We start from the raw sequence: 22,648 nt of genomic DNA, 5'->3' as shown, positions 1-22,648 counted from the left end.
TCGTCGATCGATGCTCGCGCGTTCCAGGATGCTTGGGGAAGTGACGTGAGCATGCACGGGAGCAATAGCCTGATTGGGCGACTGGGGGTAGCCGCGAACTATACGAACTCGTGGAAGGACAGTCAGAGGCGCTCCATGAACGCGTCGTTCTACGGCATTTTGAACGTCTATCAGGAGATGCTCGGTGGGTCGTCGGTGAATGTGGCGGGTGTGAACTTTGACACGAGGACTGACAGAACGTGGATGGGCGCGGGCGTGGGTGGTTCGTATTCGTGGGCGGATAACAAGTACACGGTGTACGGCGAGAGCTCGGTGAACACGTCGGTCAATCACTTTGGTGGTAACTACAACGTGAAGGCCAATCTCGGCTTCAGAATGAAGTTCTAACTCGCGAAGGATAGCGACAACACGAACAGGCTCCCAGCTAACGCTGCGAGCCTGTTGTTCATCTAGACAAGCAACGCAACGCGCGACGGTACAGCTCGATTCGCAGTCGAATGTGGGCAACGTATTCGACTGAAGATGCATTGAGTGAATGCGATGGCCGCCAGTGCAATTGACTGCCCCTCGTCTCCCGTGCCTTCATTAAGATGGGGACCGCATGTGGACGCATCGCGGTGTGTGGGATTCTTCGCATCATCCTGAGTCGCCGCTGCAACGAGGTTTCGTGTGCAATGGAATATTCCGCGATTGGATGCGCTGCGGGCAGATGTATGTGGATAAACCCGCAAAAATGCGGGGTATACGCGCGGTGTGATGCAACGCACCAGCGGCATGATCTGACCCCAATCTAGAACTCTGTGCGTACCGGAGGTCAACGGGCAGATCCATACCTGCCGTCGTGGGAATCCGCTTTGTGCAAAAGGGATCCGCGGGTTCTAATATCTCAATACTGAAGACATAGGGTACTGCCGGAGAAAATTCCGCCTGTGCCATTCGGTTTACGCTAGAGAAGAGTAGTCAATGTCAACGAAGAAGAGTCATCGATCGGTTCAAATGCGCTCGTCCGGGGGGCGATCCAGCGCGCTACTTTTACCGATGCCGAGGAGGGAGGCAGAACGGATCGTCCTTCGCGTGAGGCTTTCACTGGAGCGCCTGCGCAGTGGGGAGGCTAGTCGTCAGTTGATAAATGCTCTGGCTGAAGTCATCTTGATTGCCACGTTCGTTACGGAGGCCGGTCACGGAGAGCTTCATAGCGACATTCTCGAAAGGACGGAGCGCGATCTCGCATCTGTGTTGCTTGTCGCCAATTCGAAAGGGGAATGGGCTGTACCCAGCGAGCTCATGGATGATCTGACGAGAGTGGTTAACGAATACGATCGACAACTAGCGAAGGTTCGGCTTGGAGTGATCGCCGATGCCTGCAAGCGACTTGAGCAGTTGATGGTGGAAAACGCAGCCTAGCCTTCGGTCGTTCGATTCGAGCCATCGTGGGAGCGGTGACTTCGTGAACAGGATCAGCAATCAACAAGCTCGACCGAGGACGTGATAGTAGGTCGATAGCATATCGGAGGGGGATCTTCCCCATTGTCTCCGCTACTGCGTATCATAGGGCTTTCGGGCCAGTTGAAGAAAGCCCAGATTCTTATTCGAGCGGGGCTTTCGTATTCAGATCAGCGCTGACGCAGTGGTTCGGCCTAGCTTCGCCACGAGTACATCGCTCCGCATCCAAGCGAAACCGCCTGCGCGGCCGATTTCCTTATCGAGGTAGCCTTCGTCCTTGAGCGTGCTGAAAAGCCACCACTCATGACAACGCGCAGAATCGCGGAGGCACATCAGGCGGCGTTATCTGACGCTATTCCAGAAAGCAAAATGCCCCGGCCGGGGAAGAGTGGCCGGGGCTTTTGCAGTTCCCACTTCTTTGGATCACATCGCCAATGATCCGAGGCAGATATTGCGCGCGGCATCATGTGCCCGTGTGCTCTTTGCGCAAAAGATGAGAAATACCGTCCGCGAATCAAACGGGGCGGGTGTATATATAGACAGAGGAAATTATCATGAACAACATGTTCAATCCGCCGCATCCCGGTGAGATTTTGCGCGAAGATGTTTTGCCGGCGCTAAGACTTACCGTGAGTCAGGCTGCTGAGCAGTTAGGCGTGAGTCGCGTTGCGTTGTCGCGAGTCCTGAATGGGCATGCCGGCATCTCGATCGACATGGCATTGCGTCTAGAGTTGTGGCTTGGCGTCGAGAATGGAGGTAGAGCCTCTGCGTGGATCGCGCAGCAGTCCGATCATGATCTGCGGCAAGTGCGTGAATACGGTGCGCCCAAGGTGGCTCCGGCCCGTCTTCCGAAGGAGCTTGCGCACGCTTGATATGCGCAATACGCGGTAGCGTGAGCCGCGCATTCATCAACCCGTTCGTTTGTCACGTATTTTGCCCCGCCGTTTGGCGGGGTTTTTTATTTCAACGGACAGATACTGTTGAACTCCAATAGAACCGCTGGGAGTTCTGATCCGGAGTGGCGGAGCGCGGTCAAAGTACGCGGTGTCGCCTTGGCGCGCGAAGGCGCGGCCCAGAACTGTCGCTGCTCAGTATGTATATTACTGAATGTCAATGTCCTGAAGAATAGTGCGTGGCGAGTGACAACTACGGCGTCGCAGAAATGTTCCGCTTCATATCGGGATGGTTTGCCAAGGTTGGGGCATCGGATGTGCGCGCGAGGAACGCCCCCAAATTGAGCGACGTGATCCGAAGGCAGTGCCATATCGAGCCACCTTGCGACGCGTACACGAGTGTCGGCCGAATTTATGAGGAAATTCGTGGAAACCGTCGAGCGCGGCTCTGTTTTTGTTCGTCACGTTGTTACGCTGACTGCGCGTAGGTCTGGTTCTTCCTTTTTGACTCGATTCGGTGTATCAGCCTTGGTCGACTGCAGAAAGGGTAATTTGGAGAAATGCGTGGGCACTGATGCTGAACACTTACTTAGCGAGCGGTTTGCGCTCATTTTGCGAGGGGCGCTTTCGGCGGTCTACGTGATGGTGTTGATCTTGGGGGATCCTGCTAAAGGAGCTCCCACAACGCGATGGGCTATGGCCACTGAATACCCCGAATCGACAGTCTCTGGGGAGGGTCTCTCCGCGTTTGCACGTCTCGTCAAAGAAAAATCCCACGGCGAGATTGAGGTCATACCGTCATTTGGCTCAGACATTTCTTCCGCTCAGTTGATCGCGTCGATTAAGCGCAATGAGACAACTGGGGGAGATGCATTGACGAGTGCGTTAGACGGTTCCAGCTCCATTTTTGAGCTCCCGGCACTGCCGTTCATTACGCAGTCAACGGAGGATGCAGTTCATCTGAATGAACGCGCGCGCCCACTATACGAGGCCGAGTTGCGCAAACGCGGCATAACATTGCTCTACCTCTCAATTTGGCCTGCCACTGGTCTTTGGTCGAAGCGACCAATACGAGCGCCCGAAGGCCTCTCCACGCTTTCCATAAGAACGTATGATCAAACTTCCGAGAGTGTGATGCGACAAGCGGGGGCTTTGGCAAAGCAGATGCCGCTCAAGAAAGTATTCCCATTGCTCGAAGACGGAGAGTTCAACGCTGTGATGTCGTCCGGTGACGGCGGTGCTGGTCAAAAATTGGCTGGCTACCTTTCCACATTCACCGCGATCCGCTACGCGTGCCCGGTTTCCATTGCCATGATCCGGACGTCTAGTCTGACGGCACTTCCAGCCAGGCTGCGACATGCGGTATTGGACGCGGCGGCGGAAACAGAACGTCTGCAACGCGCATCGGCGGTCTCCCGCACGGAAGCCAATTATGCAATGATGCGAGCGCACGATGTGACCGTCGTCGATCCCCCTGATAGTGACCTAAGCGAACTGCTCCGCTTCGCAGCTAAGGATGCGATAGAGGAGTGGCAAGCCAAGGCATCGAAAGATGCTTGGGCGATCTTCCAAGCGTTTTCCAACCGACAGTCGACGAAGGACGAGCGTCAACGGTGATTCCTCTCGCGGAATCGATGATTTGAGGGCGAAATGACCTGCCCGGCAGGGTTTCCTATCCGAAGGGTCGTAATTGAAACTGGTCTGCACTCTGTGCCATGGGGGGGCATCCGTTGATGCCATTCTGGTAAGAGATTTTGGATTGCATGGAAAGCGTTCGATATCGTTACATTGGCATGCGCGCATGCGATCCGGTAGTCTCGACTGAGCCATTTCGCGATACCCGATTTGGCGCCTAAATGTCACATTCGGGTGGGCCGAATTTCCTGTGCAGCCTGTTACATAGGGATAAGGCGCCAGGGGCGCTGAGTAATGCGAGCAATGAGTGCCAAGGCCAATCGTAGGCGCCAAACGCGTTGCGGGTCGCGAACGTGATATAGGAAAGCGTAATAACCCACGCCAACAGTAATGCCGAAAGGGTGATTCCGCCTTTCCATTTCGCGAGGGCGGGAAATACTAGCGCAATGATTGCGCCCGCCAGGATTGCTGGAATGCCGCCGAAAAAATATGATCCAAACGCACAAAACAATGGGCCGAACGTGAGCGTAACGAAAACAGATTCGTGTGACTTCGTCAATACACTGACGGCGACGAAAAGGCCTAATACGCCCCCACCCATCGGCGGGCCTGCGATTCCAAGCCAGATAGCCCCATAGAGCGTGCGGGATAACGTCTTGCTAACCATGTTGACGAATCTTTTCACTACCGGCGAAGCGGGTCAAGAGAGTGGATTTGGTGCGGCTCTCTTTCGCGGAGAAAAGTGCGGTTGATGAGAGGTTTCTTGTCTTCCTTCTCCATCGAGTAAGAATTTGGAACTCGGTTGGCCGGGAGTCGTCGGCACGCGTTGGCTTGCTATAAGGGGGGGGCACGCTTGCTCGGGTGAAACAGATCGACAGGTTCGCTTGGCGCGTTAGGAGAATGTCAAACATGACTACCGCGGGAGGGGCCGGAGTGTTTCGTCCCGAAATGTTTGGCGCATCGTTGAGATGTCGTGTTCCAGCAAATATCGGTAATGCTTCCGAAAGATGGCGGCAAGCAGTGCATGATTGGGGCCAACGACGTCCATTCCGCGATCGTCGTAGGGAAGGGCCATGATCCGCTTTTCGAGATTGAAGAGGTAGACTTGGCAATATGGCTGAGGACGGATGTATCCGAACTGTGTGCTGAGGGCGCACCACAAGAGATTCGGAATCAGCGCAACCTCCGTGCGAAAGGCAACGTTGAGAATAACTTCCTCATCATTCGCATCAAGCCAGTCAATCGGCTCGATAGAGTCCGTCCAAATCGAGCGTTCGTCTGGGATGGTAATACCTGCTGCCAAAATCTCGGAGAGCGTCGCTCGATGTGACATAAGTCCCTCACTTTGACGTGTGGGGCGCCGTAGGCATGCAACGATGGTGTCCGTGGAGGGGAAGAGGTCGAGGCATATCTCGCGTGCTTTTCGCATCGCGGTGAGGAATTGTGGGATAGCTGAGCCACTTTCGGATAGCTCGAAGCGAAGGCCGCCCGGATAGGTGAAGAAAAGCGGTCGACAGAATGCCTTCGCATCGAAGATCGTCTCGATAGTGTCGCGAAGATCCAAATTTTCACCCCCGACTAATGCAGCAAGAGCCCCTCGCGAGCCCTAGTGAGGTAACAGCAGTGCAGCCACCGCATTGCGAAGGTGGCCTAGATGTTGTCAATTCAACAGATCCGAAGTTTCAAAAAAAGCCCCGGCTGGTTGGCGCAGCCGGGGCTTTGTCCTGCGAGATGAATCGCTTCCGTACGATTCAAGCCCGATCGTACTCGAGGGGTGCTGCGATGGATGTCAGCGTTCCGTGAAATGCGAAATGCCTCAACAGGAGGGCGATTTTTTGTGGAGTCCATGCCTGGGTTGAGTGATGCAGCACGTGCGCCGGACAAGGTATTACGATCCGCGCGCAGTTGCCCTTTGGGGCAATATTGGCTCCTTGGGATATCGACGCTGTTCAACGTCGGTGAGGTTGTTCTTGAAGTTTGCAGCAGCGAGGCCATGCCGATTTCGCTAACGCTATAGTGCAAGCGGGTGTGCGACGTTTGCGAGGGCGAGATGAATGCTGGTATTCGTGCCGAGTGACCGGTGACGGCAGGAGATGCTCACTTATGGATCAATCATTTGACAGTAAATCTTACGTGGGAACGGGCAGTCGAGTACTTCTATTCGATAAAGGGACGCAAACCGATTGCCCAACTCTTTGGACCTGGCGCGAGCATCGTGAGTCACAAGCTTGGCGTGATGTCCGTCGGGGAGTATGAGCGGCGGCTGGCGGATTCCGCCGATGAAGTCGATCTGATTCGAATCTGTCGCCGAGATTTCGCGGGGAGTCTCATGTCGCTCTACATCCAACTAGATTTCAAAGTTGGGGGTAAGTTTCAGTATGTTGACGTCTTCGAGTTTGATCGCTCGCTGCTGATCAAGCGTCTCTATCTCTGTAGGGTCTCGGACGCATCGTTTGATGGGGATGAATGCCTGTTGACGATATGAGCCACCGCAAGCATCAATGCTTGATGCTTCGAATTCTCCGGTTCACTAAATGGCTTTTTTCTGTCGTTATCTATGCGGGATAAGGTGTAGCGTAACGGCGAGATTAATTGCCGCCAAAATAGAGTGAGATCATGCGTGTGAGCAATCCACCTGCGTTGGGCGTTCCGGGCATGTCACTACGTCAACTTGACCGACGTGACATCGATGCGTGGTTTTCTTACCTTCGGTTGCCGGAGGTTGTCAAGCATACGAGTTGGGACGTTGAATCAGCTCGCGATCTATGTCCTCTATTCGAGGCGATTGAGTCCGACTGCAGTGATTCAATTGTTCGGCTAGCAATCGTGGATGATGCGTCGGGCGCGCTCGTGGGGACCGTCGGGTTCCACACGATTTCAACAGTGCATCTGACAGCCGAAGTTGCATACGATGTAGCCCCGTCGCATTGGGGGCGAGGCATAGGGCGGGCGGCATGTGAGGCAGTTACGAAGTGGGGATTTGGAATTGCTGGATGGGTGAGGATCCAGGCGGTTGTTCTGGAAACCAATGCGAAATCGATCGCTCTTCTCGAGTCTTGTCAGTTTCGGCGTGAGGGCTACTTGCGCTCGTACCGCATGGTTCGAGGTGTGCCGGGTAACTTTGTGATTTTTTCCCGCTTGCGTCAAGAGTTTGAGAGCTTCCACTGACGCGTATTGTTGATGCGGCGAAGGGGATGAAGAAAGACCTCGAGCCCCTTTCAAGGGGTGTGTTCTGCTATTCCCCGTACTTGATCACGCCGGTTTGCGACGCGAATCGGCGGCCTCGACTCGCTGCCGAAAAGGTGGACATGTGACGTTCCGAGCGGTGGACCGCGCGGGGAAAATTCGGTTTCGTTCGGGACAGGGAAGGAAGAAAGAAAACGCCCCGGACTGCGCGCACAGCCGGGGCCCTTTCGCATTCCAAAGATCCCGAACCATCGACCAAGAGGGCATCGGACATGGAAAATGAATCGGGTCAACGATTCAGGGGCTATTGTGGCCAAATGTTTGGGCTTTGGGCTGGGGCGCATGAGTAAACAAGAAGTACCTTGCCGATCATCGTGAGCTGACGCTGGGATTGACCTCGCTTTTGTGGTTCGACGACGACAATCTGAAGATTGGAGTCTGTCGGGAATGGGGCGTCTGTGTGACGATTCTTTCTGCGTAAGCTCGCGAGCCTTGCTCATTTTGATGGGCAACGGCCATTGCCAACGGAGTACCGTCGTCTAGGCCTGAAGAAGGTGTGCTGCGGAAATTCGCAAATTCGTTGGGGCGCGGAGATATGCTTCACAAAGCCGCGTTACGCTGTGCAAGCGTTATGTTGACTCCTGCCGACCTGACGTATTGTTCTGTTCGACCCCTCCATTGGCCTCTCAGGGGCAATGGATTAATGCCGCTTCCCCAAGGAGCGGCATTTTTTTGTGAGGCCATTGTTTGACATGATATCGATGCAGGGGTGTTCTTGTGCTTTGCGTGAGGTAGTTCGCGAAAGCATCTGGACCGTGGCTGAGGAAACGAGGCCTTGGTTATGATGAACGTGTGTCGTGCGCGCCTCTCCGTCCGCATGGCACCGTGTGCTCCAGTTGCCCTGACCTCCGGGGCAATGGCTTCTCGCCGCTCCCTTTGGGAGCGGTTTTTTTCGGCATGTTTGCTAGATGACCTAGTACTTTTGATGCTGTTGAAGAAACGAACGCCGCGATGACATTCAACTTGCGAACATAGGCGATGCCGGCCTAGTCTGAGATTGACTGCCGCGAAGCTCTGGCTTGAAGGGGCCAGAGTCAACGGGCAGTCGGCGGTGCACCTCCACCGCATCCCTCCCTGCCTTGGCCCCTCTGCGGCATGGAGATTAAGCCGCTCCCGCCAGGAGCGGCTTCTTTTTTATGGGCCGAGGAAAGTGCGATGTGAAAAAGCCACACTGGTGATTCGCTTGGGCGACTATTGCACGCCGGGCTTCAAACTCGGTGGGGTGGCGTTAACCGCTTACCGGGGCGGTCCGGCTCCTGCTGATTTTGGCCACAGACCTTTGCGGGAGATTCCGCTGCGCAAACGTCGCGGTTGTTAAGTTCCGCAATTCTCGTTTTGTCAGCTTCATCTTGTCGCCCCGCCGGTTGCGTACGTAATGCTAGGTCATCGTGACCGATGTGTGCCCGAGTTGTTTCTGAGCTTGCCAGATAGGGGGGGGGCGCGACGTTCAGAAACTATGGGGAAGATCAATCCCCCGACATTCCTGAGAGTCCAACCGGCATGGTCGACCCGGGCAAGGTCGATGCGAAGAGCGTGATGCGCCGTGGGACGGTCTCACACTAGCTGGAATTGCGCCTCCGGCTCGTCGATAGATTGCAGATGCAGAAGGGCTCTCAATCATAGGCCAGAAGTGCTTACGATCCCGGCAGCAGTCCACCTGAGAGAACGAAATGTCCGCCAACTAGGACGCATATTTTTGTGGAAAATCGCATTTTTGCGTGCGCTGCTGGTCGTGTGTGCGGCGCTTCGGCTAACCGAGAAGATCGACACATCGACGGCTGCGGGGAAGCTCATCACAAACGTTTTCGCCAGTCTGACCGAGTACGACAGGAATCTAACGCGAGAGCGGACGATGGCGGGCCTCAAAGCCGGCAGAGCGCGAGGGCGTAACGGGGGCCGTCCCCCGAAGATCGGCCCGAAGGAACTACGCGAAATAACGTGTTGCTGGCTGATCCGAGCATGACGGTCACCGATGTGGCGAATCGATACGGTGTTAGTCGCACGACTATCCATAAGCATGTGAAGGGAGGTGCGGATGCTGGCTAAGTTGTTGTGTGAGTTGATTTACAGCGCGCGAAATCCTGTTCGCATTGTGGCGAAGATCTACGCGTGGTGTACCGGCGTGCAGCTCGGCATTCTCTATATCTTGGCGAGCATTGCAGACGCACCGCTTACGACGTTGCTGCATCCCGCGTTGCGTGCTTTGACGGCGCTCGCGATTCTATTTTTGGTGCCACGGTTGTTCGACGCGGCTCTTAAATTTCTTTATGAGCACGCTTGATGCTGCGCGCTCTTCTTTCGGTCGTGTTGGCGGTCGCCGCCGCAAACTGTTCGGCCGTTCTAGCACAGGCACCCACGAACGAGAAACCGTGGTTGTCGCAGGTCAAGAGGTGGACTGCCAGAAACTCGGCAGCGCAAAGGGCGGCCCCGAGGATCATTTCAGGCCGCCGCTTTTGGCTACGGTTATCGGTGCTGGGCGAGCCTACTTATATTCCGCGCCCTCACCCGAGTGCATGACCAAACGCATATTCATTATTCCTGGCGACGGCGTCACGGTCTACAAGCCTTACAAGAATTGGTGCCAGGTCATGTATATCAACCGCAAAACCGACGAAGATTTCGAGGGCTGGATCGAGGGGCGCCGTCTGCGGTTGGGCGGCACGACAGGTGCTGAGAGCGATCAATAATCCAATAGTCGCGTCCACCGGGATTTCACTTCCAGCGATCGAACTTCCGCTTGCTATGAAAGCCGTGACGAGATACCACCTTGCCGACCAGAAAAAGCACCCCGTAGGGTGCTTTTTCACATTCTCCAATTTTATCGTGAGCCGAGTAGTAAATAGGCTCTGCCGACTGTGGGCACCGTGCTGCGCGGGGCAATCGAAATGGAGAATTCCATGCGCCTTTATATTCAAGAAACCATCATTAGCCAGTTTGCCGGCTGGTCGTCGTCCATGATGCCGCTGGTCACTCTGCAAATGCGTTGTGCAAAGAAAGGCATTAAAGCGGCTCAGTTTGAGGAGGCCATTGATGAACTGGTGAAGGCTGGCCGCTTAGAAAAACCGGCCTTCAACCGTATCAGGCTGCTGTAAGTCTCACCAACCAACAACAAAGGCCGGGAAACGTGCAGCTGTAAGCGGCAGCAGAAATGCGCTTGCCAGCGCGGCGCGTTTACTGCTGGCGGCGTGCGCGGCGATGGCACGCTATGAGGCGCGCCCGTTCTATGGCGAGGCCGGTTGATCTGCTGCGAGGCTTGCATCTCGAATGGCATGGACATCGGTTCGGTGCACATGCACGTCGTCAACAACGTGGACGGCTCCACCCGATCACCTGGACCTGTTATTGCTGCCCGCACGCCACAGGTGTCAGCACAGTAGTATTTCATTGGATTGTCCCTGTCCACTATGAGTCGGCGGGGCGGTCGTGGCCGCAGACCTGCCCCTCAAATTGACGATGCAACGGATCTACACAGGGAAGTCGCATTTCTTCCTGGTGGTCACTCGGCGTGCAATCGTTGTGCCTCACTCTAGGCGTCATCGAAATGATGGGAGACTCACGTGGCGATGTTCATAGAGACGATCGGCGGGCATGCGGTAGCAATCGACGTCGGTGAGCGACGTTGCACTGGCTGCTATGACTGGGAATATGTCGCTCGCCTTGGTGAAGACCTAGTGGCGGCTCGAAACTCCCATCAAGCGCTTTCTACTGAGAGGCGAGCTTTGGAAGAGGCTCGACATCACTTTGCACTGCGCGTTGGCGTAAAGTTGGAGTAGCCGAAGGCCGTGCCAGTATAGGAGAGTGGGCATTTCGCTTCAGGCGCGGCGAAGGGGGGGGCGCAGGGTGTGAGCGGTGTTTGTCGAGATGGATGTCGGCGGCGCTGCGCCATTCAAGAGCAGCGGCTATGGCGATGAATTTTTGTCCTCAGCGCTTGCTGTCCTCGTCGAGAAGACGATCGGCGAAGAATTCGCCGACGAACGGGGTGATAGCGGGAGTATTTGGGCTGGGGCAGGGCGACTAAAACCAGATGTAGGAGAGAAGTGCTAGGTCGAGAGTCGCATGGATTTCTTCGTCAGATAGCTCGTACCCGGTGCCGCAATGTTGGCACCTGACTTCCCTGATCTCCTGCTCGCAAACGGCGGCAAGCGACTGTGCGTTGAGGCGGTGACATGCGGGACATTCAGTGCTTATCGGAACGTCGAACAGGTATTCTGGTTTCAGCCGGTTCAGCAGTGTCTTTAGCACGTCTCAATCTCCAGAACGAGTTGGTGAACCCATGGCGCCGGCCTTGATCGCGGACATCGTCGTTGTTCGACGACAGATGCGCATAGATGGTCACCTAAGTCGCGAAGCCGTTAAATGCGGGAAATCGCAATCTATTCTCGTTCGTATTTGCATTCATGTTTTCAAAGAGCGCCGGCATGCAGAGGCGAGGACGCTCCAGAGGACCGCCATTGCGTCTACCAATAAGGTAGTAGCTTCGGGCGACCGATGGTGGGTAACTGGACCAAGTGAGCAAAGGCGCGGCGAGTATTTGACTCGTGCATGTGCTGAGCTGGTTACGTGTCGAACAGTTGTTCCTGCAAAGGCTTCCACTGCACAATATGATGAATCTGGCCGCTTGCGAACCACCTAGTTGCTTCCGTTGATATGGATGTGTGGTGCCGAGCTCACTCAGTGTGCTCGTGATTGACGGTAGTTCGGATGTGGTCTCGAAAACCTTTGGATAGGTGTTCGCCGAACGGGGGGGCATATATCACCAGTGCGCGACGTTTTCTTCGACGTCGTTGCGGTGCTGCGCATCGGTCTGTACGCAGAGGGCGATGGCGTTGGCCCCGTATTTTGTTAGTGAAAGCACGCAGGGATTCCCATGTTCGCTATTTCCGCGTCCCTTTGGCGGGGGGAGCTCGAGCACGGCGACGGCGCTCAGCCATCTGGCACCGGCGATCGTGTTAGTCCGTTGGCGGTAGGCCGGTAATGCGGAAAATCGCAAATCTGTTTGGGCGAAGAGTTGAACGAACATGCATGCGTTAACGTACGCCCCGCGCGCCTCCCCGGCCCCTCGGTGGTCGGCGCGTGTTGTGCTCTCCGTTTGTCTTCCCCGAGGCGAATGGCTTCATGCCGCTTCCCTGTGAAGCGGCATTTTTTTGTGCGTTTAAAAAATGCCGCTCCGCTGTTGGGGCGGTGCTAGAAGTGAACTCGACGCACGCTCAGTAGTTGCGAATGGTATTGGCGACGCCTATCCTGAAATCGGCCGACTTGCGGTTCTACCCGGGGGGGGGGGATTCGCGATCGGTCAATTGATAACTTAAGTGGTGTGCTGCGAGGATGCCGTCTTCCGGTGGATGGCATCCTCATTTTTTTGCTCTTCGTCCGCTGCGAGTCGTTGTATGACTGCACCAAATGTTGAGATGGCAGTGCGAGCACCTTGGTTCGAGGGCGCAATCTGTCGTATCGCGGCGGCGCTCAGTCTCTGTTTGCTGGCGAACGTGCCAGCGTCGTAGCAACTATTCAAAGCGCTTCGGGCGATTTGCAATTGAGCATTGCGAAAACTGTTGCGCGAGGCAATAGGCTGTCCGACGGTGCCGTACGAACAGTAGCAGCCGGACAATTGTGGGTCTCGAGAGTAGCTACGCGCAACGAACTGAACTTGGAATCGCGGGGGGGGGCATTGGTGACGAATATCCCAGGCGACTGAACGACTAGCCCTGTATTTCAATAATTTGTTCAAGGATTCGCGGAATCGAAAGCATGAGTAACTCTGTAAAAAAATACTCTTTCAAGTAGCCGTTTCGTTGGTTCCAGCGTTGGTTTCATGCGCCGCAATGGCCGCGGGTGTGCAACGCGATCCTGCGGTAGTGCTCAACGCGCTTAGGGGGCGCATATACTCTGTGGGAGAAACGACAGGCGAAGTCGACGACATGATCGCCGCCGAAGCAGATGCGGCCGAAGAGATCCTCCATTATGTTATCGGGGGCTCGACCGACGGCCTTCTTGCGCGTGAGAAAGGCAAGTCCCCGCTAGCGATAGCAGCCGAGATGGGCTACCCAAACGTTGTGGCGGCGTTGCTGACGTCCAGCCTTGTAAGGGCGCATATCAATGACGAGGATGAATGGGGAGTGACGCCGTGGATTGCCGCGAATTTGTCTTTGATGCAGAGTTCCTGGGTATGCAATCCTGCAGTTGTCGACGATCCATTCAGGTTCGTACCGATGTTAGTAGCACAGCCGTATTACACATCTAATCCAACCCCCCGAATGGGAAGGTGCGTGCAGTGCTCGAAGAGGCCGGAGCACTCGACGATTTGGCCAAGGCAAAAGATGTGTGGCTGACAAACTGCAAGAATCAATCAGAAGAGGTCAAGGCCGAGGTACAAGCCAGTACAGACCTGCAAAAAACAGTTCAGTCGCTTGGCGCAGCTGCATTGACGTCATCAAATCTCTTAAGAAGACCACAGAAGCGCTAGCAGAATAACAACAGGTCCGAGCCATAGCGACGATGCCGCTGAGCCAAGGCGACGATCTGCGCTCGCAGGGCCTGATTGCGATCCGGCGCCGGTTGATAACGGTAGGCGCTGGCGCTCATGCTGATTACCCGCAGGGCTCGGCGCTCGCTCAAGCCACTATCGGTCATATGGCGCACCAGCTCTTGGCGGGACGGTGCGCTCACCACTTTTTTCGCAACGCCTCGCGCGTCACCTCATTCTCCAGCAGCGATTCCGCTAGCAGTTTCTTCAACCGAGCGTTTTCGGTCTCCAGATCCTTCAGCCGCTTCGCGTCAGAGACATTCGTGCCGCCGAACTTACTGCGCCATAGGTAATAGCTGGCCTCTGAAAAGCCGTGCTGACGGCATAGTTCCTTGACCGGTATGCCCGTCTCGGCTTCCCTCAGGAAGCCGATGATTTGCTCGTCGGTGAATCTCTTCTTCATGTCCAATCTCCTGACTACATGATTGGACTCTAAATCGTCGCGCTACTCAAATTGGGGGAGACGTCGCACATCAATATCCCCGGATTTATGGCTTTCTACTTAGAACTCCATAATACGCCATCTGTATAACTGTTATAGCGAAGGCGGTAGTACCGACCGTTTGATTCTCGGCCTAGGTACCGCAAACTTGAATGCGGGCGCAATACGTAGTAGCGCGCCCGCCGGTCCTCGATCACGAGCTTTGCCTCGATGCAGTTGCGAAACTATTCCATCGCCAAGCATTCATCACGGAATATTCCGCATGCCGAGTCGAGCGCTGCAGCAACCTGCGAACGCATACTGCCGGTATGCGTTGCGAGATCTTAACGCATCGGACTGATGGCGGAGGGCTCACGGAATCTGCCTGGACCATCATCCTAAGGGCTGCATGCAGTTTGATGCGAAGTGCATGTGCCGCGCGCGCCTCGCCGCTTCTAGCCACCTGAATCAGCGTCATGCAGCCCAGCAGCTTGGCGGAGCTCGGAACGTATCGGACGATGCCGGATTGGGTGGGATTGAATAACTGTAGCCAGTGGGATACAATATCCCCATGATAGAACTGCGCAAAACCGATGAATTTGCCCGCTGGATTGACCGACTTCGCGACGTGTGCGCTCGCGCTCGCATCCAGGTACGTATTCAGCGGTTGGCCGACGGAATCCTGGCTACGTGCGAGCGGTCGGCGAGGGTGTTAGTGAATTGAAAATCGACTACGGCCCTGGTTACCGGGTGTACTACACGCAGCGCCGCGGCGTTTTCATACTGCTGCTGTGTGGCGGCGACAAGAGCACGCAGGACAGCGACATCAAGCATGCATTGAGCCTTGCCCGAGAAATGGAGGATTGAGTCATGGCAACAACCACTACCCGTTACGACGTTGCTGGGCACCTGCGCACCGAAGAGGAAATGCAGGCGTACATCGAGGCTGCGTTCGAGGAAGCCGGCGACGATGCCGCCTTTATCGCCAAGGCACTCGGCGACGTTGCCCGAGCGCGCGGTATGACGCAGGTTGCCCGGGATGCCGGCTTGTCCCGCGAGAGCCTGTACAAGGCGCTTTCCGGCGAGCGTAGCCCCGACTTCTCGACGCTGCTCAAGGTCATGCGCGCCCTCGGTATGCGTCTGCACCCAGAGCCAGCCTGAAGCCATGTCTCGAGCCCATCCCCGACCACCACGACAGCGCAGGCCAAGGCGAGCACGTCGCCGCGTCACGGTGTCGATTCCGATTGATGTGAGCGTCATCGAGGCGTTTCGCGCGACCGGGTCCGGCTGGCGCAAGCGAATCAATGCAGCATTGGCCGACTGGCTCAAGAGCCGCAATCCTGAAGACGCGCCGGAGCAATCATGAGCCGTAGCAAACGCAAGACGCCGATTTGTGGCGTTACGAGTGCGGTCAGCGAAGCCGAAGACAAAGCGCTCTGGCATCGTGCTCACCGCCGAAGCGAGCGCGTTGCCCTTGAGCGTGATGGCATCGAGTACATCGCCAGCAACCGCCATGCTCACTCCTCGACATGGAGGATGGGCAAGGACGGCAAACACTTTTTCGACGCTGCCGAGTGGCCGACGGTGATGCGGAAATAAGTCCCACGTCGCCTCCATTGCGAGGCGGTTTTCATTTTGGAAACCCGCGCCAGTGCTAGGGGCCTAGTTTCTGGCGGACGAAATTCGCGTGTACGGGCGGAGGTGCTCTAAACCCACTATCCAACCTACCACAAAATTGCGATTTATTCGGATTGTATCAGACGGGGCCGGACGATTTATTTTCGCCGGTATCAGCGGAGACCCTTGTTGTGATTGGGTTTTCGCGATTGCTTCGGACTGTTTCGGATTGTTCCGAATAGATGATCTGGCGGAGGCGGTGAGATTCGAACTCACGGACGATTGCTCGTCGCCGGTTTTCAAGACCGGTGCCTTAAACCACTCGGCCACACTTCCGCGCTGGAGCGGGTGAAGGGGGGGGGGGGCGAGCCCTCGTCATAAGCTTGGAAGGCTTCTGCGCTACCAGACTGCGCTACGCTCCGTTTCAGTTCACGTCTTTCAAGAGCGAAAATGTACCATGTTGGGATGTGCGAAGAGTCGCATTTATGCTACCAGTCTCCATTGCGAACCTAAGCTTTGCTGTTGAATCACTGCGCTATCGTTCGGCTGCCAGCACTTCCAGCTTTTCATTTGTACGCGTGCTCCATATTCTGAATCCGACCGAGTTGTGTTCTTGTCTGAGGGGGCTCAGACCGCAACCGGTCGTGTCATGTCTCCTCTGTTTTGGGTTTGGGATGTCGTCTACGCATGGACGACATCCCTATTTTTTTCCGATTATTATCGAGTTGGATCGCCCCGATATTCGTGGTGACTCACCTTGCGCCCCCTGAAATCGAGCGCGTTGTAATACATCACACATGTGCCTCCGCGTTTGCCCATGCTTGACTCGCGCGGTGACCGTTCCCGACCCCAAAGCGTCCAATCGCGACGCCGCAATCCTTGTCGGATGGCCCTCAGTCAGTCGTATTCCGATTCGATGCATTATGACGGGCGACGCACCCCCTAAATCCGGCAGTGGTCGGGCAGGTCTCCTCCCAGGAAAAACAGATGAAGCTCTTGGCGATTTCTGGTAGCGCCCGCCGCGAATCCGTCAACACGGCGTTGCTAATAGCATTGAAGGTCGCGGCGCCTAAGGGTGTTGACGTATCTGTGTTCCATCGCCTTGATACCCTGCCTATCTTCTCTCCCGACCTGGAAGGGCCGCGAACGCCGGTCGAAGTTCTGGAATTTCTTGAGCTCGTGTCTGGCTGCCAGGGAACCCTTATCGCCAGCCCCGAGTACGTTCGAGCCATTCCGGGGGGGGCTTAAGAATGCCATTGATTGGATGGTCTCTCGATTCGAGGTCATGGGGAAACCCATCGCGTTAGCGCATGCATCTCATCGCGGTGAGGACATGCTCGACTCGCTTCGGCTTGTGCTATTCACTGTAAGCGATGGATTTATTGGCGATATTTTCCTGCGCGTCCCGTTGATTGGTAAGACGTAATTTGAAATCAAAACTATGCTGCAATTGCCCGAGTGGCAGTCGGAGATAAGTGCATTCCTGTCAGCTTTCGCAACTGCAGTCCACACACGAAAGACCCATGTGAGAGGCTGATGCTCTCCCTTGGTCGCTTCGCAACGGCGCGCAGGTATGCGATAGGTCAGGATTGGCCCTTTGGAGTTTCAATTGGAGTGGGCGTCCGACAAGACTAACCTCGGTGAATGTGACGCCTTGCGTGCCGGCGGTTTCTAGAGGCAATGCCGTGCGGACCGCCAACTGCGTGTCGAGGGGGGGCATCCCAATGCGGAGCCTTTGCGGGCTGTGGTCTAGTCCATCACCGCCCATGCCATGTTTCCCACAGGTCGCGCCAGAATGCGTTAGTGTTGCGACGTGCTCGCCAGCGCAGATCTGGCAACGCAACGCCAAGCCACTGTGCCGCGGCATCGATGCGGCGCTCGCCGAATCGCTCGGGCGCGTCGAATAGATCGAGGTAGGCCTGACGGTAGTGACCGACCATCGTGGCGTCGTCATAGTAAGTTTCCATCCACTTACGTGATGCCGCGCCGATTTCCGCGCGCAACGCTGCGTCCGTCAGTAACTCGACTAGCGGAGCCTCTGCTGCTTCAAGTGGAACGTCGACCCAGGGTAGTTCGCACGCCCCTGTGAGTCGCCGCAATTGCGATTGCACACGATTATCGAGATGTCCCAACGTTGGCTTCCCTTGCGATAGCGATTCAAGCCCAGAGAGGTGATAGTTGCCGGTCACGCATTCGTCGAGTGCAATGGCTGCACGCTGCTTGAGCCGTAGGCAGTCATCGTGTGGCGTGCCGGTGATAAGCCTGACTTCACACAGGCCCCGGCGTTCAAGCTTTCGCAGCAGCCGTAACGTCTGCGGCGCGCCTTTCGTCTCCCATCGCTTGCGCCAGCCGGACGAACGGCCGCTCGGAGAGAACACGACCATCGGGCTTCCCGTCTCGCCCGCGCACTCCGGATGCGGCAAATAAAGCGCGTTGTCTATTGGCACGATGTTGGGGACCACGCGGGCGAAGGGGTAGAAGCGCTCCGGTCCTTGCGCAATCACTAGTTGTGGCAGCGGGTCGTTGACGATTTGCTCGCGCATCACAGCGTCGTCGCGAGACCAGAGTTCGGGAGCGGAGTGAAACTGTCGGATCAGTTTTTTGTCGCCGAAGCGTTTCGGCAGGTCAGCGCCGAACGTTGTTTCCATCGGAAAAACCTGATGGATGTGGATGACGTCTGCAGCTGCAATGGCGTCCAGCGCCTCTTCGCGCTGACGTTGCCAGTCGAGATCGACGGCGAACGTGCGCGACGCATACGCCGCAGCGTTGTAGACAATGTGCCGCGCCGCAATGTCGGTGTGCCGGTTCAATGCGGCGACAATGTTGCCCGGGCTACCCGCGACGGGCGTGTGGGAGAGGTGGACGACCTTCATGCGGAGGGAGTTTAGCCCGACGCACGGCAAATGAGTTTAGGTGGAGCGTCGGGCCAGTTTACGCCGCGTTACAGCTGTAACGCCTCCACGTCAGCATTTCGTCAGTGGCGGGGCGGTGCGCGATCGCCGTCAAAGGTTGCCGTGGCGCGAAATGCTTGGGTAATATTCGATCTGAGCGAGGTCCCTTCACTCCAGTCGAAAGCATTATCGACTGAAAAATTTGGTCGTCTTCATTGGCGCAAACGGGTTGGGCGCCTAGCTTCGGTTTCTGTCGGAAAGGAGGAGTGGGGTGGAGTCGAGGATCAAAATGGGGGGGGCAGTGCATAAACTACATTGGCAGATATGCTCGCAGCGTCGTTAAGCATCCGCCCAACTGACACCCTCACAGCTCATGAATGCGAAACAACAGGACGCCGCCGGCGCTCACCAACTGTCCCCTATTTCGCTTGCCTTGGGAAGGCGAATCAAGCAATGTAGGCACCTGGCGGAGAAAACACAGGAAGCTTTGGCGTTTGAGGCACGTGTAGATCGTACCTATATCTCCGCAATCGAGCGTGGCGTGGCGAACCCGTCGATTGAGACAATCGCGAACGTGTGCCACGTGTTGGGTATGACGCTCGCTGAATTGTTCGGGCCCCTCGGTAACGTATCCCTAGCTGCTACTGGTCTGCGTCGCAGGAATGCTGCGACTCCACCAAGAATCAAGCGTCAGCGTTTGCGCTAACGATTTTGTCGGTCAAGCAACCTGACACCCGCAAAGGATCGCTATGGGCAGGCAACGCACCCGACTGGCAACCCGCTGCCATGTGCTTTTCGCCCGGGCCGACCGCCCATCCCCTGTCGGTTGTCGGGGAAAGGTTATTTCTCAGGCTGATCGAAGAGCACGATGAGTTGGCCTCGTCGTTCGACGGCACTACTACGATACTAGGTCGTAGTAGTACCGCTATCCCATGCATCTCGAGGCCTTATAGAAGGCGAATGGCTGCTGGTTCGAACCGCTATCAATGGCTCGGAATTGTCTTCTGGCTGGGACGCCACGCCTTGCCCCACTGGATGCGACATACTCGTGCGCTGGCCCGTGGTGCTGGCCGGGCGGCCGTTTTCGATAGCCTACTGCACGCGTCGGTCGTCCCTCCCAGGACCTATCTACAAAGCGAGGAAGTTAAACGTTTTCTCCAGATTATTCAGGCCTTCGCCGCCCGGTAGTTACGCCGTGGGCCGGGCGCTAACCCTCAGCGTACAGTATCCGCTTTCTGCGCCAGACTGAGCACGCAACCTACTGAGGTTTCAGCACCATCAGGAAATATATGATGACCATTGCGGCAAACGCAGGGTAGCCCAGAAGCTCCCAGCGGCGAGCATAATGCCAGTAGTGCGCGGGAAGCGTAGATTTCTTCTCATCAGCCGATGCGGCTATGCGGCTCATCCGGATCTGGATCCAGACAACTGGAAGCCAGCAGGCGGCAGCCAGCGCGTATAGTCCCGCGGATGCGACGAGCCATGCAGAATTCAACGGATACCCAGCGAGATGCAGCATATAGGCACCTGAGAGGGGCTGGATGATCACGGTGGGCGTGGTGAACCACCAGTCTGCTCGCACGACCAGGCGAGACACGACGGCGATGGTCTCGACGGAGCCGGATCGATTTGCGAAGAAGAGATAGAACGCAGAGCCAAGTCCTGTGCCAACCATCAGCACTGAGGAGAGGATGTGGATGACTTTGACGACAAGGTATTCCATGGGCGTTACTCGGTCAAGAGAATGAACAGGATGGCAAGGATTGGTATGTTCTTTAGTAGCGGACCGAAAGGGTGAGTGAGGAAGCGCGGCATGGCGACCGCGATAATGATGGAATATCCGAGTACCAGCGCGCCTTGTATTGCCCATAGGGCCCGGCTCGGCCTTGCGAGGCAGGCGATCCCCATGCTCAGGTCAAGCAGCGCAGCTCCATACAGTGCGATTTTGGCCATCTCCCCCGTAAGTCCCACCTCGTTCAGGAGTCCGAGGCTCTCACTTGTCGGATACACGCACAGACTAATGAATGCTGTCAAGATCCACACGACCGCTAACGCTCCACGCAACAATGGGAGCCGCCATGCGGCATGGGCGCGGTGCCGAAGAAGCTCCGCTTCGTCCGGGGCGATGAAGTCATCTATTGCCAATGGTGCGCGGTCTAGCAGGGCGCTCAAGTGCTTCGTGTCGCCGACATTGCCTTGCCGAAGCATGCGCAAGGTTTCCGGGGTGAGCTTGGCCCCCGGAATCAGGGTGCCGATTTTCGCGGCAAGTGCCATCAGTGGTGCAGGAATTGTCAGCCATCGCGGCGGCGGCAAGTGCATTCCCTGCCGATAGCAGTCGAGCATATCTTTGTAGTTGATTCGACTTGCCCCTACGCATTCGATACGCTGCCTTGGCGGCGTTGCCGGACTAATTGCGCTTTCAACTGCTTCGGTAAGGTCGTCAATGTGGATAGGCCGGTACTCCACCCCCACGAGTGCTGGCACCGGAATCACCGGGAGGCTGGCTAGGGCTCTGAACATCGACGCGGATACGCCATTCTGTCCATAGACCAGAGACGGGTATAGGATCTGCCATTCCACAGGCAATCGCATCAAAACCTCATCCGCTGCGCGTTTGCTGCGGAAGTAGGCAGTATCGCCGGTGTCGGCGCCCAGTGATGATATCTGGATGATTCGCTGGACGCCTGCTTTGGCGCAAGCCTCGAACAGCGCGGTCGGTGCGCGAAAATGCACATCTTCGAAACGGGCCGCGTGGCTCTCCGTAATGATGCCAACAGCATTGATGACGATATCGATGCCCCGAACCCGCGGCAGCCAACCCTCAACGGCGGTGTCGACACGGAAGTCGATGGCAACATCATTGCTGAATACCGGCACGCGTACTCCCCTTACCACCTCGTGGCCAGCACGGGTCAGTCGCTCACAGATCGCGCGGCCAATGAAGCCTGATGCACCGCAGACAAGGATCTTCATGAGAATCAAGCCTTGATTACCGGCTGGGACGGGATCGGGATGCTCTTCATGATGGCCCCTGCCATCGCACTAACCGAGACCACAATCCCTGCGGTCGCCATCAGGAGCGCGCGGCGGGCGATTTCGCCCAGCGTGATTGTCGCGTTGCTATTGCCGAACGCCAGAGCAAGTAGTAGCGGTCCGGCAATGAGCATGATGGTCGTTGCGCGGACCCAGAAGGCTGCGCGATTCTCGGTACCGCACAGATCTCCCAGCAACCGTAGCGTTACCCCCTTCAGGTACAGGCTAACAAGCAAACCAAGCGCCAATGGAACTGCGCTCTGAGCGACAAGTCCTGGGGTTTCCATAATCCCCTAAATTTACAGTTGTTTCTGTAAATGCAGAAATAACTTCTTAAAAAGAAGCGGGCGATCGCCCGCAACAGTGGCGCGCATCAGGCGCGTTTGCGTATAGCCCTACTAAGCTTAGCTGTGACGCCGAGTGTTTTCATCAACGTCTCGGGCCTGATGCGCAGCATTTCATCAGCAAGCGTGCTCATGATTTCAATGAATTTCAATGTTTCCTCGATACGTTGGTGGGTGCCGGGATCTTCGGCCGCAATCGCCGGGTTATCGAGACACTCTCGCAGGGCGACGGCTGTCGGCGCAATTTCCCGCTGGCGGCGACCAGCTACAATCAGCTTGAATAGTTCCCAAACGTCAGTTGACGTTTCGAAGTGGTCGCGGCGATCGCCCTTCATACGGACCACCTTGACCAGGTTCCACGACTGCAACTCCTTCAGGCTGTTGCTCACGTTGGAGCGGGCCACCCCTAGTGTTTCTGTAATCTCCTCGGCGTCCATGGGACGTGCCGCCAAATATAGCAAGGCGTGGACTTGGGCCACAGTTCGGTTCACCCCCCACCTCGAGCCCATCTCGCCCCAGTGAAGCACGAATCTCTCGGCAATCGGTTTCAGTTCCATGCAGGGTAGTCTATATATTCCTTAATTTCTGTCAAGACGGAAATT

At 56.3% G+C, this 22,648-nt stretch carries 24 protein-coding genes, 1 tRNA gene and 2 pseudogenes; 18 read left to right on the top strand and 9 right to left on the bottom strand.

Annotated elements, in window-relative coordinates:
* The 4 genes from PIN31009_RS27330 to dctP all read left to right on the top strand — a co-directional run.
* Window positions 1-387 (top strand): autotransporter outer membrane beta-barrel domain-containing protein (locus PIN31009_RS27330; protein WP_150740732.1); only part of this gene is annotated, 387 nt, incomplete at its 5' end.
* A gap of 576 nt (window positions 388-963) precedes the next feature.
* On the top strand, window positions 964-1,404 hold the full coding sequence (locus PIN31009_RS27325; protein WP_150792120.1) for a hypothetical protein: 441 nt from the start codon (window positions 964-966) through the stop codon (window positions 1,402-1,404).
* 593 nt (window positions 1,405-1,997) lie between these two features.
* Complete coding sequence (locus tag PIN31009_RS27320) at window positions 1,998-2,315, top strand: HigA family addiction module antitoxin (protein ID WP_150740734.1); 318 nt, start codon at window positions 1,998-2,000, stop codon at window positions 2,313-2,315.
* 447 nt (window positions 2,316-2,762) lie between these two features.
* Window positions 2,763-3,953 (top strand): TRAP transporter substrate-binding protein DctP, encoded by a 1,191-nt coding sequence (gene dctP, locus PIN31009_RS27315; protein WP_174991137.1) that lies wholly within the window; start codon window positions 2,763-2,765, stop codon window positions 3,951-3,953.
* A gap of 931 nt (window positions 3,954-4,884) precedes the next feature.
* On the opposite strand, the gene PIN31009_RS27310 is transcribed toward dctP, so the two are convergent.
* Window positions 4,885-5,535: a DUF3885 domain-containing protein gene (locus PIN31009_RS27310; protein ID WP_150740736.1), complete on the bottom strand. Its 651-nt coding sequence runs from the start codon at window positions 5,533-5,535 to the stop codon at window positions 4,885-4,887.
* A 516-nt stretch (window positions 5,536-6,051) separates the two neighbouring features.
* On the opposite strand from PIN31009_RS27310, the gene PIN31009_RS27305 reads away from it, so the two are divergent.
* From PIN31009_RS27305 to PIN31009_RS27280, 7 genes are all read left to right on the top strand, one after another.
* The gene (locus tag PIN31009_RS27305; protein ID WP_150740738.1) at window positions 6,052-6,456 is read left to right on the top strand and encodes a hypothetical protein; all 405 of its coding nucleotides are present in this window, start codon (window positions 6,052-6,054) and stop codon (window positions 6,454-6,456) included.
* A 131-nt stretch (window positions 6,457-6,587) separates the two neighbouring features.
* Entirely contained in the window at window positions 6,588-7,139 is a 552-nt protein-coding gene (locus PIN31009_RS27300) for a GNAT family N-acetyltransferase (protein ID WP_150740739.1), read from the top strand.
* 1,621 nt (window positions 7,140-8,760) lie between these two features.
* Window positions 8,761-9,180 carry a recombinase family protein gene (locus PIN31009_RS28510; protein WP_174991139.1) on the top strand — a complete coding sequence of 140 codons (420 nt, stop codon included), beginning with the start codon at window positions 8,761-8,763 and terminating at the stop codon, window positions 9,178-9,180.
* Entirely contained in the window at window positions 9,177-9,263 is an 87-nt protein-coding gene (locus PIN31009_RS28505; protein WP_246185898.1) for a helix-turn-helix domain-containing protein, read from the top strand. Before PIN31009_RS28510 ends, PIN31009_RS28505 begins: the two co-directional genes overlap by 4 nt.
* Window positions 9,253-9,498, top strand: coding sequence for a hypothetical protein (locus tag PIN31009_RS27290; RefSeq protein WP_150740740.1), 246 nt, complete (start codon window positions 9,253-9,255; stop codon window positions 9,496-9,498). Before PIN31009_RS28505 ends, PIN31009_RS27290 begins: the two co-directional genes overlap by 11 nt.
* A complete protein-coding gene (locus tag PIN31009_RS27285) occupies window positions 9,485-9,904 on the top strand; it encodes a hypothetical protein (RefSeq protein WP_150740741.1) in 420 nt (139 codons plus the stop codon). Before PIN31009_RS27290 ends, PIN31009_RS27285 begins: the two co-directional genes overlap by 14 nt.
* Before the next feature lie 210 nt (window positions 9,905-10,114).
* Entirely contained in the window at window positions 10,115-10,309 is a 195-nt protein-coding gene (locus PIN31009_RS27280; RefSeq protein WP_150792119.1) for a hypothetical protein, read from the top strand.
* Window positions 10,310-11,970: 1,661 nt separating this feature from the next.
* On the opposite strand, the gene PIN31009_RS27275 is transcribed toward PIN31009_RS27280, so the two are convergent.
* Complete coding sequence (locus PIN31009_RS27275) at window positions 11,971-12,237, bottom strand: hypothetical protein (RefSeq protein WP_150740743.1); 267 nt, start codon at window positions 12,235-12,237, stop codon at window positions 11,971-11,973.
* Between the two features lie 1,251 nt (window positions 12,238-13,488).
* Here PIN31009_RS27275 and PIN31009_RS28310 point away from each other — a divergent pair.
* Entirely contained in the window at window positions 13,489-13,680 is a 192-nt protein-coding gene (locus tag PIN31009_RS28310; RefSeq protein WP_246185895.1) for a hypothetical protein, read from the top strand.
* Between the two features lie 8 nt (window positions 13,681-13,688).
* Here the strand turns inward: PIN31009_RS28310 and PIN31009_RS27265 are convergent.
* A pseudogene (locus tag PIN31009_RS27265) lies at window positions 13,689-14,143 on the bottom strand (transposase); the annotation flags it as partial.
* 589 nt (window positions 14,144-14,732) lie between these two features.
* Between PIN31009_RS27265 and PIN31009_RS27260 the strand changes: the two are divergent.
* The 4 genes and pseudogenes from PIN31009_RS27260 (at window position 14,733) to PIN31009_RS27245 (ending at window position 15,760) form a co-directional block, all read left to right on the top strand.
* A pseudogene (locus tag PIN31009_RS27260) lies at window positions 14,733-15,028 on the top strand (type II toxin-antitoxin system RelE/ParE family toxin).
* A gap of 3 nt (window positions 15,029-15,031) precedes the next feature.
* On the top strand, window positions 15,032-15,322 hold the full coding sequence (locus PIN31009_RS27255; RefSeq protein WP_150740745.1) for an addiction module antidote protein: 291 nt from the start codon (window positions 15,032-15,034) through the stop codon (window positions 15,320-15,322).
* Between the two features lie 4 nt (window positions 15,323-15,326).
* Entirely contained in the window at window positions 15,327-15,527 is a 201-nt protein-coding gene (locus PIN31009_RS27250; RefSeq protein ID WP_150740746.1) for a BrnA antitoxin family protein, read from the top strand.
* Entirely contained in the window at window positions 15,524-15,760 is a 237-nt protein-coding gene (locus PIN31009_RS27245) for a hypothetical protein (RefSeq protein WP_150740747.1), read from the top strand. Before PIN31009_RS27250 ends, PIN31009_RS27245 begins: the two co-directional genes overlap by 4 nt.
* 266 nt (window positions 15,761-16,026) lie before the next feature.
* On the opposite strand, the gene PIN31009_RS27240 is transcribed toward PIN31009_RS27245, so the two are convergent.
* Window positions 16,027-16,114: transfer RNA gene (locus tag PIN31009_RS27240), tRNA-Ser, on the bottom strand.
* Window positions 16,115-16,765: 651 nt separating this feature from the next.
* On the opposite strand from PIN31009_RS27240, the gene PIN31009_RS28305 reads away from it, so the two are divergent.
* Window positions 16,766-17,026 carry an NADPH-dependent FMN reductase gene (locus PIN31009_RS28305; protein ID WP_246185894.1) on the top strand — a complete coding sequence of 87 codons (261 nt, stop codon included), beginning with the start codon at window positions 16,766-16,768 and terminating at the stop codon, window positions 17,024-17,026.
* Window positions 17,027-17,535: 509 nt separating this feature from the next.
* Here PIN31009_RS28305 and PIN31009_RS27230 read toward each other — a convergent pair.
* Entirely contained in the window at window positions 17,536-18,651 is a 1,116-nt protein-coding gene (locus PIN31009_RS27230; RefSeq protein WP_150740748.1) for a hypothetical protein, read from the bottom strand.
* 391 nt (window positions 18,652-19,042) lie between these two features.
* Here PIN31009_RS27230 and PIN31009_RS27225 point away from each other — a divergent pair, with 391 nt between their 5' ends.
* Window positions 19,043-19,375, top strand: a complete 333-nt coding sequence (locus tag PIN31009_RS27225; RefSeq protein WP_150740749.1) for a helix-turn-helix transcriptional regulator — start codon at window positions 19,043-19,045, stop codon at window positions 19,373-19,375.
* Between the two features lie 552 nt (window positions 19,376-19,927).
* Here the strand turns inward: PIN31009_RS27225 and PIN31009_RS27220 are convergent.
* The 4 genes from PIN31009_RS27220 to PIN31009_RS27205 form a co-directional block, all read right to left on the bottom strand.
* Entirely contained in the window at window positions 19,928-20,392 is a 465-nt protein-coding gene (locus tag PIN31009_RS27220) for a DUF2269 family protein (RefSeq protein ID WP_150740750.1), read from the bottom strand.
* Window positions 20,393-20,397: 5 nt separating this feature from the next.
* Complete coding sequence (locus tag PIN31009_RS27215; RefSeq protein ID WP_150740751.1) at window positions 20,398-21,642, bottom strand: SDR family oxidoreductase; 1,245 nt, start codon at window positions 21,640-21,642, stop codon at window positions 20,398-20,400.
* A gap of 5 nt (window positions 21,643-21,647) precedes the next feature.
* Complete coding sequence (locus PIN31009_RS27210) at window positions 21,648-21,950, bottom strand: hypothetical protein (RefSeq protein ID WP_246185893.1); 303 nt, start codon at window positions 21,948-21,950, stop codon at window positions 21,648-21,650.
* 125 nt (window positions 21,951-22,075) lie between these two features.
* Window positions 22,076-22,603: a GbsR/MarR family transcriptional regulator gene (locus tag PIN31009_RS27205; RefSeq protein WP_150740753.1), complete on the bottom strand. Its 528-nt coding sequence runs from the start codon at window positions 22,601-22,603 to the stop codon at window positions 22,076-22,078.
* Window positions 22,604-22,648: the final 45 nt, after the last annotated feature.

Origin of the sequence: Pandoraea iniqua (assembly GCF_902459685.1) — a bacterium.
In the GTDB taxonomy this organism is placed as follows: Bacteria; Pseudomonadota; Gammaproteobacteria; order Burkholderiales; family Burkholderiaceae; genus Pandoraea; species Pandoraea iniqua.
Note: the sequence above shows the minus strand (reverse complement) of the source record. Positions and strands in the feature narration are given on the sequence as shown.

Excerpts from the sequence above, each read along its gene's own strand:
- PIN31009_RS27325 (WP_150792120.1), top strand. The coding sequence starts at position 964 with ATGTCAACGAAGAAGAGTCATCGATCGGTTCAAATGCGCTCGTCCGGG.
- PIN31009_RS27320 (WP_150740734.1), top strand. The coding sequence starts at position 1,998 with ATGAACAACATGTTCAATCCGCCGCATCCCGGTGAGATTTTGCGCGAA.
- PIN31009_RS27300 (WP_150740739.1), top strand. The coding sequence starts at position 6,588 with ATGCGTGTGAGCAATCCACCTGCGTTGGGCGTTCCGGGCATGTCACTA.
- PIN31009_RS28505 (WP_246185898.1), top strand. The coding sequence starts at position 9,177 with ATGACGGTCACCGATGTGGCGAATCGATACGGTGTTAGTCGCACGACT.
- PIN31009_RS27290 (WP_150740740.1), top strand. The coding sequence starts at position 9,253 with ATGCTGGCTAAGTTGTTGTGTGAGTTGATTTACAGCGCGCGAAATCCT.
- PIN31009_RS27285 (WP_150740741.1), top strand. The coding sequence starts at position 9,485 with ATGAGCACGCTTGATGCTGCGCGCTCTTCTTTCGGTCGTGTTGGCGGT.
- PIN31009_RS27280 (WP_150792119.1), top strand. The coding sequence starts at position 10,115 with ATGCGCCTTTATATTCAAGAAACCATCATTAGCCAGTTTGCCGGCTGG.
- PIN31009_RS27275 (WP_150740743.1), bottom strand. The coding sequence starts at position 12,237 with ATGTTCGTTCAACTCTTCGCCCAAACAGATTTGCGATTTTCCGCATTA.
- PIN31009_RS27255 (WP_150740745.1), top strand. The coding sequence starts at position 15,032 with ATGGCAACAACCACTACCCGTTACGACGTTGCTGGGCACCTGCGCACC.
- PIN31009_RS27250 (WP_150740746.1), top strand. The coding sequence starts at position 15,327 with ATGTCTCGAGCCCATCCCCGACCACCACGACAGCGCAGGCCAAGGCGA.
- PIN31009_RS27245 (WP_150740747.1), top strand. The coding sequence starts at position 15,524 with ATGAGCCGTAGCAAACGCAAGACGCCGATTTGTGGCGTTACGAGTGCG.
- PIN31009_RS28305 (WP_246185894.1), top strand. The coding sequence starts at position 16,766 with ATGAAGCTCTTGGCGATTTCTGGTAGCGCCCGCCGCGAATCCGTCAAC.
- PIN31009_RS27230 (WP_150740748.1), bottom strand. The coding sequence starts at position 18,651 with ATGAAGGTCGTCCACCTCTCCCACACGCCCGTCGCGGGTAGCCCGGGC.
- PIN31009_RS27225 (WP_150740749.1), top strand. The coding sequence starts at position 19,043 with ATGAATGCGAAACAACAGGACGCCGCCGGCGCTCACCAACTGTCCCCT.
- PIN31009_RS27220 (WP_150740750.1), bottom strand. The coding sequence starts at position 20,392 with ATGGAATACCTTGTCGTCAAAGTCATCCACATCCTCTCCTCAGTGCTG.
- PIN31009_RS27215 (WP_150740751.1), bottom strand. The coding sequence starts at position 21,642 with ATGAAGATCCTTGTCTGCGGTGCATCAGGCTTCATTGGCCGCGCGATC.
- PIN31009_RS27205 (WP_150740753.1), bottom strand. The coding sequence starts at position 22,603 with ATGGAACTGAAACCGATTGCCGAGAGATTCGTGCTTCACTGGGGCGAG.